Here is an 18872-nt window from a genome sequence, read left to right as displayed (position 1 = left end):
CCCACATTGGAATGTCTGCGATTTTTACTACGGGTTATGCGCCAACTGCCCCGGCTGCAACACCCGCTTGGCGCTCAGATACGCCTTCTGCCAATAAGCCTTAGACAGACTGTCGAGCTTGACCGTGCCGCCCGTGGCCGGCGCATGCACGAAGCGCCCCTCGCCGACGTAAATCCCCGCATGACTGACCTGCGAGCCGCCGTTGGTGGCGAAGAAGATCAGGTCGCCCGTCTGCAAGCCTTCCTTGCCGACATTCGGCGCCTGCATGACGATCATTTCCCGGGTGGAGCGTGGCAGCGAAATTCCCGCCGCGTCGCGGTAGACGAAACCGATCAGACCACTGCAATCAAAGCCCGAATCTGGCGTATTGCCGCCCCAGCGATACGGCGTGCCGACCAGGCCGAGGGCGCGGAACAGCACGTCTTCAGCAACAGGAGAAAAAGCCTGGGAAGGGGCGAACACGATTGGCGCGCGAACCACGGGGGCTGGCGGCGGTGTGCGGCTGGCGCAGGCGCTGAGCAGCGCGGCGCAAAGGATCAAGGTGAGGCGGGCCGACATCGTCATAAGCAGAACATCCTGATCTGGCTGCGGCTTTCTCTGTCGAATGGACAGAAACAAAACCGCCTGCGTCATCACGCAGGCGGTTTGCCATCAATATAGATTCAGGATTCTAGCGGCTACGCGGCAAACTTCAAGTAAGACTTTAACTTCACCTTGTAAAGTTTACGTCTACTCCTTTGCCGCACCGTGCTGTCGCCGCGAACGCAGCGACATCGGGATTACTTGCGAGCGGTGACCACAGTCGGCGCCATGGCGAGTGCACGCTTGGCTTCGATGAAGGTCTTGCTCCAGTAGCTGTCACCCAGGCTGTCGATGCGAACACCGCCGCTGCGACGACTGCTGGAGTGAATGAACTGGTTGTCACCCAGATAGATCCCGGCGTGACTGACACGACCGCGACGACCATTGGTGGCGAAGAACAGCAGATCACCCGGCTCAAGGTTACTGCGCGAAACCAGCGGCGCATCGACGTTGATCATTTCGCGAGTGGAGCGCGGCAGATTCATGCCCGCCTCTTCGCGGAACAGGTAACCAATGAAACCGCTGCAATCGAAGCCGGCTTCAGAGGTACCGCCGAAACGGTAACGGGTACCGATCAGGGACATGCCGCGTTCGAGGATGCTGTCAGCCAGGACAGGCAGCTGATAAGGCTTGCTGCCGTTGAACTGGTTGAGTTCTTTTTCGGTATCCAGCTCTTCCTGGTAAATAACGGAAGACTGGGCAGTAGCAGAATTCTTGACCTGTTGCGGCGGCTCTTGAACCGGAGAATGAGCAGCACAACCGAATAACAGGGTAACGAGTGCGAGAGGCACGAGGGGTGCGAAGCGCTTTAGCATGGGCACGACCGTGGCTGATAGTTGTAAAGAAGCCGAGACTATGCCCGCTATCGTCCTCATTTGCAAATTCAATCGAACTTTATGTGACTTCCCGGTTTCGCGTTTACATCTAAGCGCGTAACTCGCCTAGCCGGTGGATCGCCGCAGATACGCGGGTTTTCTGGCGCCTGAAAGCTGGCAAAAGCCCACTACTACCAGCCGAGTGTTTCCTTGAGAAAGGGAATGGTCAGCTTGCGTTGCGCCTGCAATGAAGCCTGATCAAGCTGCTCGAGGAGATCGAACAGCGCGCTCATGCTGCGCGTGCCACGCGTCAGAATGAAGTGCCCGACTTCATCCGTCAGATGCAACCCGCGACGTGACGCGCGCAATTGCAGCGCACGCAATTTGTCTTCATCGGAAAGTGGGCGCATCTGGAAGATCAGGGCCAGGGTCAGGCGTGACTTGAGGTCGGCGAGTTTCACAGGCAGTTCGCGTGGCGAAGTGGACGCAGCGATGAGCAGGCGCCGACCGCTGTCACGCAGACGGTTGAACAGATGGAACATCGCCTCTTCCCAGTCAGCCTTGCCGGCAATCACCTGCAAGTCATCCAGGCACACCAGCTCGTACTGTTCAAGGTTGTCGAGGATTTCCACGCCGCGATCCATCAACTCGGCCAACGGCAGATACACCGCCGGCTCACCCATCTGCTCGAAGCGCAGGCACGCCGCCTGCAACAGATGTGTGCGCCCGACGCCGTGCTTGCCCCACAGATAGATCAGGCTCTCCGTCCACCCGGCGTCGGCTTCGCACAGACGCTCGACATAGCCGAGTGCAGCGGCATTGGCGCCTGGGTAGTAGTTGATGAAGGTGGCGTCGTCACGCAGACGCACACCTAGGGGCAGCTGAATCGGTTTCATGCTGACTGAACAGTTCAAAGGAACCGTTAGTGGCCTCTGTGTAAAGTTTGCGAAGTTTATACCCGTGAGGCTGAGCGCACAATGCGACAGACTCCAAGCAAAATCAAAGGTTTGCGTTAACGCAGCGGTTTTCTGACAGATTCTCTGGCGCCCTCGCCTGCACGACACGGGCCAGCCCGGCCAAGCGCCGGGCTGGCCGCGCCATTACAGCTCGGGTTCGTCGACGCCGCTGTAGATCTCGGAATCCTTGTACAGATCGTGGACATGACGCACCAGCACCATGATCACCGCCGCCACCGGCAGCGCCAGCAGCACGCCCGTGAAACCGAACAGCTCGCCGCCAGCGAGGATCGCGAAGATCACCGCCACCGGGTGCAGACCAATCCGATCGCCCACCAGCAACGGTGTCAGCACCATGCCTTCCAGCGCCTGTCCGACCATGAACACCGCGACAATCCCGACCATCGGGTACAGATCGCCACCAAACTGGAACAACCCGGCGATCAGCGCCGCGCCAATGCCGATGACAAAACCCATGTACGGCACGATCGCCGCGAGCCCGGCAATCAGGCCGATCAACAGCCCCAACTCCAGACCGACGATCATCAGGCCGGCCGCGTAGATCACCCCCAACGCAACCATCACCAGCAACTGCCCGCGCACGAACGCACCGAGCACTTCGTGGCATTCACCCGCCAGCGAAACCACGCGCTCTTCGCGATCACGGGGTAGCAGGCTGCGGATCTTGCCCATCATTACGTCCCAGTCGCGCAGCAGATAGAAGCTCACCACCGGGATCAACACCAGATTTGCCAGCCAGCCGATCAGCGCCAGACTCGAGGCGGTGGCCTGACTCAGCACCACGCCGACAATGTCAGTGGTCTGGCCCATGTGCTCGCTGATCGCAGCCTTGACCTTGTCGAACTTCCAGAAGCCGTCCGACAAGCCGAGCTTCGCTTGCGCCCACGGCACAGCGGTGTGCTGCAACCAGTCAAGCATCTGCGGCGCCAGCTCGTACAGGCGCAGCAACTGCTTGGCGAGCATCGGCACCAGCACCAGCATCAACGCGGTGACGATCAAGGTGAACAGAGCAAACACGGCGATCACGCCCCAGGTTCGCGACAAGCCGAGCCGCTCCAGACGATCCACCAGCGGATCGAACAGATAAGCCAGCAACAACGCGACCAGAAACGGCGTGAGGATCGGGTGCAGCAACCATACAAACGCGCAAAGCAGGACTACCCCACCGAGCCAGAACCAACGCCGCGTATCGGCCATTTACCACTCCTGATGCTTCTATATAAGGAAAGACTTACCAACGAAACCGCAACGACGGCGCCACCGTTGCCGGGGTTGGCGCTGCAATCGCAGGCGCGCCCTCGACGGCAGGCTGCGCCGGCGCCACTGGAGCCGGTGCTTCGGCAGGCAGCTCCTGCAACTTCGCCAGCGACAATTGCGCGCGCAACTGATCGGCGCTGCCATTGACCCGGTAGACGATGCGATCACCCTGCACGCTTTGCAGACGCACGCCGAACGGTTCGAGTAACCGCAGCAGCGCCGCATAATGCTCCAGATTCATGCCCTGCACTTCCAGAGTCTGCTGACCCGATGCGCCGGGCTTGGCGACAAATCGCGGCGCCAGACGCTCAGCCACTGCCAGCATCACCGCATCGGCAACGGCGGCCTGATCGGCGCCCTGCACGCTGCCGGCCTCTTTCTGATCACCGAGCCACAAGCGCCATTTCGCCTGCCACTGCCCGCCTTCTTCGCGCGCGTGCACCGCCAGCAAGGCGTCAGCGTTGTAGCGTTCCGAAGCATTGCGCAGGGGCGCGGGATCAGCGTTTTCCAGCGCCGGCGCGGTGGCAACCAGTTGCTCACTGAGATCAGCCAGTGGCAAACGCAGCGGCAAACCGCGATGTTGCGCGGCTGTGCGCAGCGACGCGGCTGCGGCCTGACCGTCGCCGACCAGACTTGCACCTTCGGTTGAATCGTTCAGCCACCAGCTTAGGATCGACGGCCGACTGGCGCCCCACACCGGCAAGCCGGCCCGGCGCAAGGCCTGCTCGGTGGTTGCCGGGTCGAAATCGACTTTCAGCACTTCCGGCGGCCCCGCGTCGAAACCGAACTGGCTGATGATCTGCTGCGGATCCTTGCGAATCGGTGCCAGCCCCGGGTTCTGCGCGGCTTTCGGGTCGCCGGTCAGGCGCAGCACCAGGGTATCGAGCGCCGCTTGCGTGGCGCGCTCGCGCTCCTCCGGCGCCTGGCCGTTGACCGGCTGACGCACCTGATACAGGCCTTTGAGGTTTTCGGCATGGCTCGCCAGGCTGACCAGTGTCAGGCAGCCTACAAATAACAATTTACAAAAACGCATGGAAAATTCCCGTCGACAGGAGCGGCTGGAACACGCCGCGTGAACCGTTTGAGCAAGGCTGTGACCCCCACCCCTGGCAAAACATTCACACAGTGGCGGTAAGTTTTTGCACTGTCCTAACGATAGACGGTTAATCGCCACACCTTATACAGGCAGTCATAACCTGCGATTGCAAAAAATTTCCGCCGATATGGCCCTGCCCGTCGGTGCGAGGATGGCCGCTGCCCCTCAAGCCTGATAAAATCGCGCGCCTTCGCAGACCGGCAACAGCCGGGCCCCTCGAAACTCGCGTGAGGCGATCGCCCATCGAGCTCGACGTTCCCGCTGAACTCGGTCGTTACCCCCTGAATCCCCTCCCCTAAAGGCCTGGATCATGAGCAAGCAACCCTCCCTGAGCTACAAGGACGCCGGTGTAGACATCGACGCCGGTGAAGCATTGGTCGAACGCATCAAGAGCGTCGCCAAGCGCACTGCGCGCCCGGAAGTCATGGGCGGCCTGGGCGGTTTCGGCGCCCTCTGCGAAATCCCGGCCGGCTACAAGCAGCCAGTGCTGGTCTCCGGCACCGACGGCGTCGGCACCAAGCTGCGTCTGGCGCTGAACCTGAACAAGCACGACAGCATCGGCATCGACCTGGTCGCCATGTGCGTCAACGATCTGGTGGTGTGCGGCGCTGAGCCGCTGTTCTTCCTCGACTACTACGCCACCGGCAAACTGAATGTCGACACCGCTGCCCAGGTTGTCACCGGCATCGGCGCTGGCTGCGAACTGTCGGGTTGCTCGCTGGTTGGCGGCGAAACCGCTGAAATGCCAGGCATGTACGAAGGCGAAGACTACGACCTGGCCGGCTTCTGCGTCGGCGTCGTGGAAAAGTCGGAAATCATCGACGGCTCGAAAGTCGCCACCGGTGACGCCCTGATCGCCCTGCCATCGTCCGGCCCGCACTCCAACGGCTACTCGCTGATCCGCAAGATCATCGAAGTCTCCGGTGCCGACATCGAGAACACTCAGCTCGACGGCAAACCGCTGACCGACCTGCTGATGGCCCCGACCCGCATCTACGTCAAGCCGTTGCTCAAGCTGATCAAAGACACCGGCGCCGTCAAGGCCATGGCCCACATCACCGGTGGCGGCCTGCTCGACAACATTCCGCGCGTACTGCCAAAAGGCGCTCAGGCTGTAGTTGATGTGGCCAGCTGGACTCGTCCGGCCGTGTTCGACTGGCTGCAAGAGAAAGGCAACGTTGACGAAACCGAGATGCACCGCGTGTTGAACTGCGGCGTCGGCATGGTCATCTGTGTAGCTCAGGAGCACGTTGAAGTTGCCCTGAACACCCTGCGTGACGCTGGCGAGCAGCCTTGGGTCATCGGTCAGATTGCCGTGGCCGCCGAAGGCGCTGCGCAGGTCGAGCTGAAGAACCTCAAGGCTCACTGATGCCAAAGCCCTGTGATGTCGTGGTGCTGTTGTCCGGCACCGGCAGTAACTTGCAGGCGCTGATCGACAGCACGCGGACCGGCGACAGCCCGGTCCGCATCGCTGCGGTGATTTCCAACCGCGCCGACGCCTACGGCCTGCAACGCGCCCGCGACGCGGGTATCGCCACCCGCTCGCTGGATCACAAGGCATTCGAGGGCCGCGAGGCCTTCGATGCCGCGCTGATCGAACTGATCGACCAATTCAGCCCCAAACTCGTGGTACTGGCCGGCTTCATGCGCATTCTCAGCGCTGATTTCGTGCGCCACTACCAGGGTCGCCTGCTCAACATCCACCCGTCTCTGCTGCCCAAATACAAAGGGTTACACACTCATCAGCGGGCGCTGGAGGCCGGCGACACGGAACATGGCTGCTCCGTGCACTTCGTCACCGAGGAACTCGATGGCGGACCACTGGTCGTACAAGCAGTATTACCGGTAGAGTTGCACGACACGCCGCAGAGTCTGGCGCAACGAGTCCACGTTCAGGAACACCTGATCTACCCGATGGCAGTACGCTGGTTTGCCGAAGGCAGGCTGACACTCGGTGACCAGGGTGCTTTACTCGACGGCCAGCTACTCGCCGCCAGCGGCCACTTGATTCGAAACTAGGAGATATTATGCGTCGCGCCCTGCTCTTCGCTTGCGCTCTGCTCGCCCTGCCCTTCGCGCAGGCAGCGGACCTTCAACCGTTCTCCGCCAGCTACACCGCCGACTGGAAGCAGTTGCCCATGAGCGGCACCGCCGAACGCAGCCTGACCAAGGAAGCCAACGGCGTCTGGAAACTCAGCTTCAAGGCGTCGATGATGATCGCCAGCCTGACCGAAGAAAGCACCCTGAAGCTGGACAAGGACACCTTGCTGCCGCAGTCCTACCACTTCGAACGCGGTGGTCTGGGCAAAGCGAAAAAAGCTGATCTGGACTTCGACTGGGCCAACAAGCTGGTCACCGGTACCGACCGTGGCGACGCGGTGAAGATCCCGCTGAACCGTGGCATGGTCGACAAGTCGACCTATCAACTGGCGCTGCAACATGACGTCGCCGCCGGCAAGAAAAGCATGAGCTATCAGGTCGTCGATGATGGCGAAGTCGACACCTACGACTTCCGCGTGCTGGGTTCGGAAAAGGTCGACACCAAAGCCGGCCAGATCGACGCGATAAAGGTCGAGCGCGTGCGCGACCCGACGCAAAGCAAGCGCATCACCGTGCTGTGGTTCGCCAAGGATTGGGATTACCTGCTGGTGCGTCTGCAACAGGTCGAGACCGACGGCAAGGAGTACAACATCATGCTCCAGGACGGCACGGTCAACGGCAAGACTGTCAAAGGCAGCTGATCGCGCTGCTGGAACGAGAGCCCCGCAAATGCGGGGCTTTTTATTGCCCGCAGTTTTCGCAAACACATCATTTCCTGTAGGAGCTGACGAGTGAAACGAGGCTGCGATCTTTTGACCTTGATCTTGAGTCAACATCAAAAGATCGCAGCGTGCCGCAGCTCCTACAGGAATTTCGTCACCTGCTGATTCAGACAGAAAACCGCGCCACCATCCCGTTCAGATCCACTGCCAGGCGCGACAACTCCTGACTCGCCGCACTGGTCTGATTGGCCCCCGCCGACGTCTGCATCGCCAGATCTCGAATGTTCATCAGATTGCGATCCACCTCGCGCGCCACCGCCGCCTGCTCTTCCGAGGCACTGGCGATCACCAGGTTGCGCTCGTTGATCAAGGTAAATGCCGAGGCGATTTCCTCCAGGGCCGAGCCTGCGCTCTTCGCCAGCTCGAGGGTCGAGCGCGCCCGTGAGTTGCTCTGCTGCATTGAACTGACCGCCGAATCGGTGCCCTGCTGGATTCCGCCGATCATCTGCTCGATTTCCTGGGTCGACTGCTGGGTGCGATGCGCCAGCGCCCGTACCTCATCGGCAACCACGGCAAAACCACGTCCGGCGCCACCGGCGCGTGCCGCTTCAATCGCGGCGTTGAGGGCAAGCAGATTGGTTTGTTCGGCGATCGAGCGAATCACGTCCAGCACTTTGCTGATGCCATGAACCTTTTGTGCCAGCGCCTCAACCTGCGCGGCATTATTGGTGACATCGCCAGCGAGAAACTCGATCGACGTCACCGTCTGCTGCACTTGCTCGCGCCCTTGCCGGGCGATGCGGTCGGACTCACGGGAGGCTTCGGACGTGGCCACGGCGTTGTTTGCCACTTCCTCCACCGCTGCTGTCATCTGGTTGACTGCGGTGGCGGCCTGTTCGATTTCCTGGCTTTGCTGATGCAAGCCACGAGTGGCATCTTCGGTGACGCTGCTGAGTTCTTCGGCGGCCGAGGCCAACTGGGTGGACGACTCGGAAATGCGCCGGATCGTGTCGCGCAGATTGTGCTGCATGCTTTTCAGCGCTTGCAGCAGGCGCGCCGGCTCGTCTTTGCCAGCGATGTGAATGTCACTGGTCAAATCCCCTGCAGCCACCACTTCAGCCACGCTGAGCGATTGCGACAAAGGCACGACAATGCTGCGCGTCAGCAGCAACGCCAGGCCGACAGTAATCAGCGCAGCCATGGCGATCATTACTCCGACCCACAACCGCGACTGACTGAATACCAAGCGTGCGGCCTCGGTGGCCAGATTGGCATTGTGTTTATTCATCTCGACCAGATCGCGCAGCGTCACAGCAATTTCATCGGCCAGTGGACTCATCTGGTCATTGAGAATCGCCGAAGCGTCTGCCACCCGATTTTGCGCTGACAGCTGTAGGACTTGCGCCTGCAACTCCAGGTATTTGTGCTCGGCAACCTTGAATCGATCAAAGAGCGCACGCTCCTCCGGCAAGGCGATCAACACGTCATAGCGCTGCTGCGCCTCGCTCAAGCCACTGCGCAGTTCGTTGAGCTTGGCGACATTCTGCTCCAGTGCCTTGGGGTCACGATTGAGCAACAAGCGCATGGTCAGTGCGCGCAGACGCAGCATGTCCTGACTCATCTCCCCGACCGCCATCACACTCGGCAGCCAGTTGTTGTCGACTTCATCGGACTGTGCGCGCATGTTCGACATTTGCAGCAAGGCGAACGCCCCAAGGGCAAACACCATCAAGGCCAGCAGGCCGAAACCGAAACCGGCGCGGGGGGCAATATTGAGACTACGGATATTCATCACTCTGGCTCCTTCCAAAAGCGCTGCATCAGCCTGCAGCGGGTTGCTTTAGAAGGTATCGGCATTGCTCCGAATTTGCGTAAGACGAAAAGGCGATAGGCAGACGAGCGGCTAGTTCGAACCCACGGCTTTGACGTTTCAGCGCGGGTCGGCGGGTTTGTTCGTATTGCGCGGCAATATCGCCAGGAAGTTGTCCCTTGCGACCTTTCGTGCAACCGCCTCCGGCAGCGCATCGAGAAATGGTTTGTAGCTGTGCATTTCCTCACCGAGCTTGTTGAACCGTCCTACGACGTCAGAGCCAAGCATGAAGCGCTCGGGATATTTCTCCACCAGCGCCAGCCATTGCGCGCGCGGCTTGCCCTGCTCGTCCAGCAGGTACGGCGTGAGCATGCTCCACGACAGGTCGATAAACAGATTCGGATAAGCCTCAAGCATGCGCGTCAGGGTCGGCAGGAGAAATGGCAACTGGGTCTGATGCCGATGGATCTCGGCACTGGTGCCAGCGTGCGCCCAGATGAAGCGTGTGTGCGGGTGATTGCGCAGCGGCTCTTCGACTTCCTTCAGATACAGCGGATTTTTCTCACGCTTGGAGGTGATGTTGGAGTGCAGCATCACCGGCAGATCATTTTCGGCGGCGAGGTGATAGATCTTGGTCATTGCCTCATTATTGGCCCGAGGCGTGTCGCCGGCGGTCAGCGCGGTCAGATCGTCGTGTCGGGTAAACACCTCGCCGATGCCCTGCCACAACCCCGGATACAGGTCGAGCATGCGCTGGATGTGCGCGGCGGAGTTCTTGTCGTTGGGGTTGAAGCCGGACAGGAATGGATGAAAGTACTGGCGTTGCTCCGGCGCGAGTTTTTGCACCGCATCTGCAACGATCACGTCAGTGGCGCTGTACCAATAGGCATCGGCGTCATCGCCGGCGTAGTAGCGCGGACGCTTGGGTTCGTCTTCGTGCCATTTCTTCGCCACGGGAATGCCGGAAATCATCACGTGCTCAATGGAATTGTCCTTCATGGCCATCAGTAATTTCTGCATGCCGGCACTTTCCTGGAAAAAATCCACGTAATGCAGGTGCGCGTCGCTGTAGGTGTATTCGCGGGCGCCGGCGCTGCCGGCGAACAGCAGCAGGCAGGCAAGACTCAGACGAGACAAGGACACAAGTAATCTCCGGCAGATGGGCATAGCCTAGACCGCGCCCGAACCACAAGGGTTCATCCCTGCCGAAAAGCGGAACGCCCACTGCCGGGAATGCTCTATAACTGCAAGGTCTGCTTTGATCGAACGATTTCTCCTGCCGCCTGTGAGGTTTCCATGACTGTTACCGTCAATACCGTCTCTGCTGAAGGTTTTCGTCACACCGTCCAGATCGACGACCATGAATTGTTTGCCGACGTACCGAAAACCGCCGGTGGTGAAGGCACCGCGCCAGAGCCACACGACTACTTCGACGCCGCCCTCGGCGCCTGCAAAGCGCTGACCCTGAAGATGTACGCGAAGAAGAAAGACATCCCGCTGACCGGCGTGGGCGTCGAAGTGAAGCGCGACAACAGCGAAGAGCAGCAAGGCAAATACGCCCTGCATGTCACCCTGACGCTCAAAGGCGTGCTGACCGACGCCCAGCGTGAGGAGCTGCTGCGAGTCGCCGATCGCTGCCCGATTCACAAATTGATGACCACCAGCGACGTCAGCATCGAAACCCACGCGCCACAAGGCTTCGACAGCCAATAATCCTCCTGATGCCAGCGGCGGGTTATGCTTCTGGCATCACCCGCTCAGCCTGGAATGCACCATGGACACGCCACTCCTGATCATCCGCCCGCGCGCCGAAGACGTCGAAGGCCAGCCGATCCTGCGCCCGCTGCCGTCAGCCAAATGCCGCAACGTCGGGCCTTTCGTGTTTTTCGACCACATGCTCGAGACGATTTATCCGACGGGTAAAGGCATGGATATCCGACAGCATCCGCATATCGGTCTGTCGACGCTTACCTATCTGTTCGAAGGGCAATTGCAGCACAAGGACAGCCTGGGCTCCGACCAGGTCGTCGCTGCCGGCGATGTCAGCTGGATGACCGCTGGCAGCGCCATCGCCCACGTCGAGCGTACGCCTGCGCCCCTGCTCGCCGAGACCTTCACCCTGCATGGCTTGCAAGTCTGGCTGGCCTCTCCCAAAGAACACGAACAGGGCCCAGGGCATTACAGCCATCACCCGGCAGCGACGTTGCCGGTCAGCGATAGCCTCGGCGTGCAGATTCGCATGATTGCCGGGTCAGGCTTTTGCCTGGAATCGCCGGTGCCGGTGCTTTCTCCTACGTTGTACGCCGAAGTGAAGATGCAGACCGCGACCACACTGCTGATTCCCGCCGAGCATGAAGAACGCGCGGTGTATGTGCTGAACGGCGATGCGCAGTTGAATGGCGAGGCGATCGAGCCGCATGCGCTGGTGGTATTGCCTGCCGGCGAAGAGATGAGTCTGTTTGCCGAAAGTGATGTGCACGCGGTGGTATTCGGCGGCGCACCGCTGGACGGGCCTCGGCGGATCAATTGGAATTTCGTTGCGAGTGATCCGGCGGCGATTGATGAGGCACGGCGCAAGTGGGCGGCCAGGGATTGGCCGACAGTGCCGGGGGAAGTCGAGCGGATAGAACTACCCTGAGATTTGTAGAGGGCCTCAGTCAGTCTTCGCGAGCAGGCTCGCTCCCACAGTGGTTAGTGATGCATTCCCTGTGGGAGCGAGCCTGCTCGCGAAGAGGCCAGATCAGACACCGATCAAGTCAGCTCCTGAAAACTGACTCAGCCGTTGAACACTTCATCCAGCAAATCATGCATCGACTTGAACGCGCGCTTGGCGGTCTTTTCGTCGTACATCATCTTGCCAGGTACGTTGGCGTGCGGATCGGTAAACGAATGCACCGCGCCGCCGTAGCTGAGCAGTTGCCAGTCGACCTTCGCCGCGTTCATTTCATCTTCGAACGCCGGCAGTTGCTCCTTCGGCACCAACGGATCGGACGCGCCGTGCAGCACCATCACCGAGCCCTTGATGTTCTGCGCATCCGCCGGATTCGGCGAATCCAGCGTGCCGTGGAACGACACCGCCGCTTTTACCGGCGCGCCCGTGCGGGCGAGATCCAGCGCACAGCAACCACCGAAGCAGAAACCGAACACCGCCAGTTTCGACGTATCCACCGCCGCTTCGCCCTGGCTCTGCAATTGCTCGAAAGCCACTTGCAGACGTTTGCGCAGCAGCGCGCGGTCGTCCTTGAGCGGCATCATTGCCGCCAGCGCCTCGTCTGCGTTCTGCGGACGTACGGTCTGGCCGTAGACATCCGCGATCAGCACCACGTAGCCCTCGGCCGCCACCGCTTTGGCGATGTCTTCAGCGCCGGCGCTGACGCCCATCCAGTTTGGCGCCATCAGCAACCCCGGGCGCGCAGCTTTGTGCTCGGCGTCGAAGGCAAGGCGACCTTCATAGGCCTGGCCGTCAATCTGATAGACCACGGAACGTACAGTGACTTGGCTCATTTCTGACTCCTGATTGGGTAAACACCAGAACGAAAAAACCCGCCGAAGCGGGTTTTTCCTACGACGTGATCAAACCGACAGTTCAACCAGCAGCTTGTTCAGACGGCGCACATAAGCGGCCGGATCCTTCAAGCTGTCGCCCGCCGCCAGAGCGGCCTGATCGAAGAGGATGTGCGACAGGTCGCCAAAACGCTCTTCGCTCTGCTCGCCATCGAGTTTTTCGATCAGCGGGTGGCTCGGGTTGAATTCGAAGATCGGTTTCGAATCCGGGACTTTCTGCCCGCTGGCCTCGAGGATCTGGCGCATTTGCAGGCCCAGGTCCTGTTCGCCGATGGCCAGAATTGCCGGCGAATCGGTCAGACGATGCGACACGCGAACTTCAGCGACAGAATCGCCCAGCGCAGTTTTCAGACGCTCGACCAGGCCTTCTTTGGACTTGGCGACTTCTTCCGCAGCTTTCTTGTCCTCTTCCGAGTCCAGGTTGCCCAGATCGAGGTCACCGCGCGCCACGTCGACAAAAGTCTTGCCGTCGAATTCGCTGAGGTAGCTCATCAGCCACTCGTCGATACGATCGGTCAGCAGCAGCACTTCGATGCCTTTCTTGCGGAAGACTTCCAGGTGCGGGCTGTTCTTGACCTGCGCGTACGTTTCGCCGGTGAGGTAGTAGATCTTGTCCTGACCTTCCTTGGCGCGGGCCAGGTAGTCAGCCAGACCGACAACCTGCTCGCCGTCGTCGCCCTGGGTCGATGCGAAACGCAGCAGACCGGCAATTTTCTCTTTGTTGGCGAAGTCTTCTGCCGGGCCTTCTTTCATCACCTGACCGAAGTTCTTCCAGAAGCCCTTGTATTGCTCAGGCTCGTTCTTCGCCAGTTTTTCCAGCATGTCCAGAACGCGCTTGGTCAGTGCGGTTTTCATCGAGTCGATGATCGGGTCTTTCTGCAGGATCTCACGCGACACGTTCAGCGACAGGTCGTTGGAATCGACCACGCCTTTGATGAAGCGCAGGTACAGCGGCAGGAACGACTCGGCCTGATCCATGACAAACACACGCTGCACGTACAACTTCAGGCCTTTCGGCGCTTCACGCTGGTACAGGTCGAACGGCGCGCGGGCCGGCACGTACAGCAGCGAGCTGTACTCGAGCTTGCCTTCAACCTTGTTGTGGCTCCACGACAGCGGATTTTCGAAGTCGTGAGCGATGTGTTTGTAGAACTCCTGGTATTCCTCGTCTTTGACTTCAGTGCGCGGACGGGTCCACAGGGCGCTGGCACGGTTGACGGTTTCCCATTCAACGGCTGGAGCCTCTTCGCCTTCGGCCGGAGTGACTTCCTTCGGCAGCTCGATCGGCAACGCGATGTGGTCGGAGTACTTCTTGATAATGTTGCGCAGACGCCAGCCATCAGCGAATTCGTCTTCACCGGACTTCAGGTGCAGGACGATGCGGGTACCGCGCTCTGGCTTGTCGATGGTGGCGACTTCGAACTCGCCCTCGCCTTTCGACGACCAGTGCACGCCTTCGCTGGCGTCGGTGCCGGCGCGACGGCTGTAGACATCAACCTTGTCGGCAACGATGAAGGCCGAGTAGAAGCCAACACCGAACTGGCCGATCAGGTGCGAATCTTTCTTCTGATCACCGGACAGGTTTTTCATGAAATCGGCGGTGCCGGACTTGGCGATGGTCCCCAGGTGGGTGATCACATCGTCACGGTTCATGCCGATACCGTTGTCTTCGAGGGTGACGGTCTTGGCGTCCTTGTCGAAGCTCACACGGATTTTCAGGTCAGCGCCACCTTCGAGCAACTCAGGCTTGGCCAGGGCTTCGAAGCGCAGCTTGTCGACAGCGTCAGAGGCGTTCGAGATCAATTCGCGAAGGAAAATTTCCTTATTCGAGTACAGCGAATGGATCATGAGGTGCAGCAGCTGCTTTACCTCGGTCTGGAAGCCCAGGGTTTCCTTTTGAGTTTCCACACTCATGGTCATCAAACTCCAATCAGATGGCAGTGGCCGCGACCCGAAATGGTCTGCGGCGGGTTGTCTTGTGAGTTTGGGGCGCTGTTCAGGATTTCAAGGGCTCATCGATTTTGAAGTGCGCGCGGGCGGTGGCGATCGGTTCGCCCTCGGTACTCTGCCACGCCGTGACCGCGACGTTGGCCACGCGCCGGCCCTGACGGCAGACCTGACACCTGGCCCAGGTGTCGCGAAACTGCCCGGCGCGCAGGTAATCGAGGGAAAAATCGATGATCTTCGGCACACCCGGCGTGCCGGTAAAAATCAGCAAATGAAGGGCTGCGGCCAGCTCCATGAAGCCGGCAATCACCCCGCCATGGATCGCCGGCAATAAAGGGTTACCAATGTTGTCCTTGTTCGCCGGCAGCTTGAACAGCAACTCATCGCCGACTCGCGAGCACTCGATACCGATCAACCCGGCGTAAGGAATCAATGCCAGCAGCGGCGCGTAATCGCCTTGCGCGTGGGCCTGTTGCAGCTGCTCCCTGAGATCGTCGCTCATTGGCTGGCCCCTTTGATAGCGCCTGCGAAGCCTTTGCTGCCCTTCAAACCGATGCCCATGCGCATGAATGTGCCGACGACGTGGGCAATCGGTTGCTCGGGATCGTCCTGGTAGGCAAAACCCCGGGCAAAGATCACGTCGGTGGTGACGCGGTAGCACTGAGCGAAGCCGTACACCGCTTTGTGCGGTTCGGCGGCGTGCATGTAGTCGATGCGCAGATCAAGGGTCGGGCAGACTTCGAACTCTGGCAGCACGCACAGGGTCGACATGCCGCAAGCGGTGTCCATCAACGAAGTGATGGCGCCGCCATGGATGACTCCGGTTTCGGGATTGCCGACGATTTTTTCGCTGTAAGGCAGGATCACCGTCAGCCCTTCGCTGGAGGCACTGTGCACTTGCAGACCCAAGACCTGACAGTGGCGCAATGCCGATAAAAAGCGCGTCGCGCGCTCAAAAACGGGGTTTTCGGCCATGTGATAATTACTCGCGTTTGGGCCTTGTGCCAGTAGTGAGGAAAGCGGCAAAAGTTCCGTGATAAAACAAACTTATATATCTGAAACAATTGAGGAACTTAACCTGTAGCGCCGAGTTCTTAAGGCCAGTAGTTATTTTCCATAAGGAGAAACACCCCATGCGTAAGACTTTAGCTATTGCCTTGATGTTGACCGCTTCCCTCGGTCTCGCTGCCTGCGATAAAAAATCCGAGGACAAAGCTCAAGATGCCAACCAACATGCTGAGCAAGCTCAGCAAGACATGAACAAAGCTCAGGATAAAGTGAACGACGCAGCAAAAGAAAACGCCGAAGCTGCCAAAGCTCAGGCTGAATCGAACGCCGCTGCTCAAGAAGAAGCCGCCAAAAAGCAATAAGCTTTCTGGTGTGAAAAGAAAACCCGCCAAGTGCGGGTTTTCTTTTGCCTGCGATTTACCGTTTAGAGCAACACGGTTCTAAAAGTCGGACTAATCATCAGCAACAACGAACACACAAAGCCAACTAGCCACATCAGGCTGCGCAACTTCGCCAGGTCGGCCAGATAGAACCACAGATAGAAGATCCGCGAGATCACGAAGATGATCGCCAGCGCATCGATCAGCCAACCTGCGGTTTGCGTGGTGTGCGCCATCAGCACACCGACGGCGAACAGGATGAACGCTTCGATGCTGTTCTGATGGGCCGCCAGCGCTCTGGCGCCGAAGCCGGTCAACTGCGCCTGTTGCTGCCGCGGCAAGTGATTGTCATAACCGCCCTGCTCTTTCATGGCCTTGGCCACCGGCATGCGCGCCACGTAGATCAATAAAGCACTGATAAACACACACCAGAACGGAATACTCATCAAACAGCCTCTTTGTTTGCCTCAGGGACGGGCGCCTCTGTAGGGGTATAGACCATGACATCGAGAACGTCGGAATGAAACTCGCGGCGGTACAAAACCACCACAACTCCGGCGCTCATGATCATGAACAGCCACGGGCTGACGAACCACGCCAGCATGCTCATGCCAAAGTAATAAGAGCGCAGGCCGAAGTTGAACTGGTTGGCCGCCATCGAAATCACCCGCGCCGCCCGCGAAGCGAAGGCCTTGCGTTCCTGCTCGGTCACCTGCCGCTCGCCGATCATCGGCGCTGAACCGACCAGAATCGCCGCGAAGTTGTATTGGCGCATGCACCAGCTGAAAGTGAAGAACGCATAGACGAACACCAGTGCCAGGCACAGCAACTTGATCTCTGACATGCCTTGGGATGCCTGCTGCACCATCGGAATATCCGCCAGCAGCGATACCGCCCGTTCCGACGCGCCGAGCACGGTGAGGATACCGGCGAGGATGATCAGCGTGCTGGAAGCGAAGAACGACGCGTTGCGTTCCAGATTGCCGATCACGCTGGCATCGGCAATGCGGTTGTCACGCAGCAGCATGCGGCGCATCCAGTCTTCGCGGTACAGGTGCAGCACGCTGGCCAGACACGCCGTATCGCGGGCCTTCCAGGTGGCATAACGGGTGTAACCGCCCCAGCAGATGACAAACCAGACAGCAGCGAGCAGGTGAATCAGATTGGCTTGGATGAACGACATTCGTTGTCCTGAGCAAGAAGCATGATAGAGGGAACCCTTCGTTTCGACGTGTTGGCTCGTAAAAAGACACGCTCTTTGAAGAGTCAAATTTATTCAAAATAGACCGCAGCTATCAGTTTTCGAAGGCTTATACCTGTCAACTCTGACAGTAGCGCCGAGGGTATGGCGAGGCATAAGGTCGTTTTCTCAAACGGGAACACTGACCGCTCCCCTATCAGACAAGGATTTGAGCATGACACCTTTGAACGCTGCACTGCCCATTGACACAACGTTTGGCAACCGGGGGTACGCCGAGTCATTTGCTGCGGGAAGCCAGGCTTTGAACATCGCAGGCTTGCGCCCGGATGGAAAGATCCTTCTCGTGGGACAAACTGTTGTAGAGGGCAAGGTCAGTTTTCATTTGGCGCAATTACTGGCGGACGGTACTAACGATACTGGCTTCAACGAAAACGGTTGGATCGTAGGTACGTTTGCAGGTTCGGGACAAGCCAGCGGAACTGGCGCCTGTCTTTATAAAGACGGTAAGGCGCTGCTTTTTGGATATCAATATGATGAGGACCAAGGGACCCGATTTGCGCTTGCCAGATTCTTCGCTGATGGTGAAAGAGATCGCGATTTCGGTTCCGATGGGACGGTTTACGTCCCTTTCCTGCCACAGTACGAATCGCAATTGCTAAAACCGGAAGCTTCCATCAAGTCGCAATCCAGAACCAGGTTAGTACTGACTGCCGATGAAAAAATACTCGTCGGTCAAAGCAACCGCCTGTTCAGACTTGATCAGAAAGGAGATTTCGATACCGCTTTCAACAACCAAGGCTGGCTGGATCTTGCAATGGGCATTGCTTCGATTTCAGTGGCAGAGGATGGAGTAATCACAGTTGCAGGTTCGAGCGCTGGAGAAGGAACGATTGTGCGCCTGAACGTCGATGGAACGCCCCATAAAGACTTCGGCGATGATGGCACCGGGACCGTCTACGTTCCATCGAATTACCCGGCCAGCGTACGAAGCCTTATGGTACGTGCTGACGGCAGCTTCTTTGTTGCTGGCCAAGTCGACACATCTCCTGACGACGTTTGGGGTAAAGGACGCAAGGCAATGATGGCCGCGTACAACCCGAACGGTAGACCAAATCTCGCATTTAATCAGGGTAAGCCTGTTGTCACTGATCTTGGATTAACCGACGGTTGCACTTTGTTCGATCTAAGTGGGGAGCCTGAGGATGGTTTGGTTGTGGTGGGGAGTACAGGGCAACTAACCAGGGAGCAAATGCTTGCCTGCCGCTATCTGGCAACGGGTGAACTGGACACAACCTTTGGGGATGGCAAGGGATACGTTACTCACTCTATGGGGCCCGGTATGCAATGGATCTCGGTGGCAGTGCAGCCCGACAAGCGAATACTCCTGAGCCGTGACAGCGACAACGTCAATGTGGGAGCTCTGGTCGTACGTTATCTGGGCTGAGGATTATCAGCTCTGATAAAAAAATGCCC

General features: G+C 59.0%; 20 protein-coding genes and 1 pseudogene. 7 read left to right on the top strand and 14 right to left on the bottom strand.

Going from position 1 to position 18872, the window contains the following annotated elements; translation table 11 throughout:
• Window positions 1-27: 27 nt before the first annotated feature.
• The 5 genes from AC4IHP_RS23880 to AC4IHP_RS23860 all read right to left on the bottom strand — a co-directional run bounded on the left by AC4IHP_RS23880 (window position 28) and on the right by AC4IHP_RS23860 (window position 4664).
• The gene (locus AC4IHP_RS23880) at window positions 28-564 is read right to left on the bottom strand and encodes a C40 family peptidase (protein ID WP_041479547.1); all 537 of its coding nucleotides are present in this window, start codon (window positions 562-564) and stop codon (window positions 28-30) included.
• Window positions 565-779: 215 nt separating this feature from the next.
• A complete protein-coding gene (locus AC4IHP_RS23875; RefSeq protein ID WP_016773699.1) occupies window positions 780-1397 on the bottom strand; it encodes a C40 family peptidase in 618 nt (205 codons plus the stop codon).
• A 191-nt stretch (window positions 1398-1588) separates the two neighbouring features.
• A complete protein-coding gene (hda, locus tag AC4IHP_RS23870; protein ID WP_007919828.1) occupies window positions 1589-2293 on the bottom strand; it encodes a DnaA regulatory inactivator Hda in 705 nt (234 codons plus the stop codon).
• Window positions 2294-2497: 204 nt separating this feature from the next.
• The gene (locus AC4IHP_RS23865) at window positions 2498-3571 is read right to left on the bottom strand and encodes an AI-2E family transporter (protein WP_460117578.1); all 1074 of its coding nucleotides are present in this window, start codon (window positions 3569-3571) and stop codon (window positions 2498-2500) included.
• A gap of 34 nt (window positions 3572-3605) precedes the next feature.
• Complete coding sequence (locus AC4IHP_RS23860) at window positions 3606-4664, bottom strand: DUF2066 domain-containing protein (protein ID WP_490832905.1); 1059 nt, start codon at window positions 4662-4664, stop codon at window positions 3606-3608.
• Window positions 4665-5037: 373 nt separating this feature from the next.
• Here AC4IHP_RS23860 and purM point away from each other — a divergent pair, with 373 nt between their 5' ends.
• Genes purM through AC4IHP_RS23845 form a run of 3 tightly spaced genes read left to right on the top strand, consistent with a single transcriptional unit; the run spans window position 5038 to window position 7468 of the window.
• The gene (purM, locus tag AC4IHP_RS23855; protein WP_039763675.1) at window positions 5038-6096 is read left to right on the top strand and encodes a phosphoribosylformylglycinamidine cyclo-ligase; all 1059 of its coding nucleotides are present in this window, start codon (window positions 5038-5040) and stop codon (window positions 6094-6096) included.
• Entirely contained in the window at window positions 6096-6746 is a 651-nt protein-coding gene (gene purN, locus AC4IHP_RS23850; protein ID WP_064365430.1) for a phosphoribosylglycinamide formyltransferase, read from the top strand. Before purM ends, purN begins: the two co-directional genes overlap by 1 nt.
• An 8-nt stretch (window positions 6747-6754) precedes the next feature.
• Entirely contained in the window at window positions 6755-7468 is a 714-nt protein-coding gene (locus AC4IHP_RS23845) for a DUF3108 domain-containing protein (RefSeq protein ID WP_016773693.1), read from the top strand.
• A 187-nt stretch (window positions 7469-7655) separates the two neighbouring features.
• On the opposite strand, the gene AC4IHP_RS23840 is transcribed toward AC4IHP_RS23845, so the two are convergent.
• From AC4IHP_RS23840 to AC4IHP_RS23830, 3 genes and pseudogenes are all read right to left on the bottom strand, one after another.
• The gene (locus AC4IHP_RS23840) at window positions 7656-8519 is read right to left on the bottom strand and encodes a methyl-accepting chemotaxis protein (protein ID WP_490832914.1); all 864 of its coding nucleotides are present in this window, start codon (window positions 8517-8519) and stop codon (window positions 7656-7658) included.
• Window positions 8511-9281: pseudogene (locus AC4IHP_RS23835) on the bottom strand (MCP four helix bundle domain-containing protein); the annotation flags it as partial. The pseudogene AC4IHP_RS23835 and the gene AC4IHP_RS23840, both read right to left, overlap by 9 nt.
• A 138-nt stretch (window positions 9282-9419) precedes the next feature.
• Window positions 9420-10466, bottom strand: coding sequence for an amidohydrolase family protein (locus AC4IHP_RS23830; protein ID WP_490832904.1), 1047 nt, complete (start codon window positions 10464-10466; stop codon window positions 9420-9422).
• A gap of 129 nt (window positions 10467-10595) precedes the next feature.
• Between AC4IHP_RS23830 and AC4IHP_RS23825 the strand changes: the two genes are divergently transcribed.
• The gene (locus AC4IHP_RS23825) at window positions 10596-11012 is read left to right on the top strand and encodes an OsmC family protein (protein WP_490832903.1); all 417 of its coding nucleotides are present in this window, start codon (window positions 10596-10598) and stop codon (window positions 11010-11012) included.
• A gap of 61 nt (window positions 11013-11073) precedes the next feature.
• Window positions 11074-11937: a pirin family protein gene (locus AC4IHP_RS23820; protein ID WP_490832902.1), complete on the top strand. Its 864-nt coding sequence runs from the start codon at window positions 11074-11076 to the stop codon at window positions 11935-11937.
• A 137-nt stretch (window positions 11938-12074) separates the two neighbouring features.
• Here AC4IHP_RS23820 and AC4IHP_RS23815 read toward each other — a convergent pair whose 3' ends face one another.
• From AC4IHP_RS23815 to AC4IHP_RS23800, 4 genes are all read right to left on the bottom strand, one after another.
• The gene (locus AC4IHP_RS23815) at window positions 12075-12803 is read right to left on the bottom strand and encodes a dienelactone hydrolase family protein (protein ID WP_490832901.1); all 729 of its coding nucleotides are present in this window, start codon (window positions 12801-12803) and stop codon (window positions 12075-12077) included.
• Between the two features lie 69 nt (window positions 12804-12872).
• The gene (htpG, locus tag AC4IHP_RS23810; protein WP_042607640.1) at window positions 12873-14777 is read right to left on the bottom strand and encodes a molecular chaperone HtpG; all 1905 of its coding nucleotides are present in this window, start codon (window positions 14775-14777) and stop codon (window positions 12873-12875) included.
• 82 nt (window positions 14778-14859) lie between these two features.
• Complete coding sequence (locus AC4IHP_RS23805; RefSeq protein WP_065615118.1) at window positions 14860-15312, bottom strand: PaaI family thioesterase; 453 nt, start codon at window positions 15310-15312, stop codon at window positions 14860-14862.
• Window positions 15309-15785, bottom strand: coding sequence for a PaaI family thioesterase (locus AC4IHP_RS23800; RefSeq protein ID WP_056783901.1), 477 nt, complete (start codon window positions 15783-15785; stop codon window positions 15309-15311). The genes AC4IHP_RS23805 and AC4IHP_RS23800 overlap by 4 nt, the downstream gene beginning before the upstream one ends.
• A 158-nt stretch (window positions 15786-15943) precedes the next feature.
• Here AC4IHP_RS23800 and AC4IHP_RS23795 point away from each other — a divergent pair, with 158 nt between their 5' ends.
• Window positions 15944-16180 carry a hypothetical protein gene (locus AC4IHP_RS23795; protein ID WP_007959016.1) on the top strand — a complete coding sequence of 79 codons (237 nt, stop codon included), beginning with the start codon at window positions 15944-15946 and terminating at the stop codon, window positions 16178-16180.
• A 62-nt stretch (window positions 16181-16242) separates the two neighbouring features.
• On the opposite strand, the gene AC4IHP_RS23790 is transcribed toward AC4IHP_RS23795, so the two are convergent.
• Together AC4IHP_RS23790 and AC4IHP_RS23785 are read right to left on the bottom strand one after the other, a co-directional pair.
• Window positions 16243-16644, bottom strand: a complete 402-nt coding sequence (locus AC4IHP_RS23790; RefSeq protein ID WP_460117560.1) for an MAPEG family protein — start codon at window positions 16642-16644, stop codon at window positions 16243-16245.
• Window positions 16644-17381, bottom strand: coding sequence for a DUF599 domain-containing protein (locus AC4IHP_RS23785; RefSeq protein ID WP_253500477.1), 738 nt, complete (start codon window positions 17379-17381; stop codon window positions 16644-16646). Before AC4IHP_RS23785 ends, AC4IHP_RS23790 begins: the two co-directional genes overlap by 1 nt.
• Window positions 17382-17613: 232 nt before the next feature.
• On the opposite strand from AC4IHP_RS23785, the gene AC4IHP_RS23780 reads away from it, so the two are divergent.
• Complete coding sequence (locus tag AC4IHP_RS23780; RefSeq protein WP_490832900.1) at window positions 17614-18843, top strand: hypothetical protein; 1230 nt, start codon at window positions 17614-17616, stop codon at window positions 18841-18843.
• The last annotated feature ends 29 nt before the right edge of the window (window positions 18844-18872 follow it).

The organism is Pseudomonas sp. UF-293, assembly GCF_058245595.1.
This window is presented reverse-complemented; position numbering and strand designations above follow the sequence as displayed.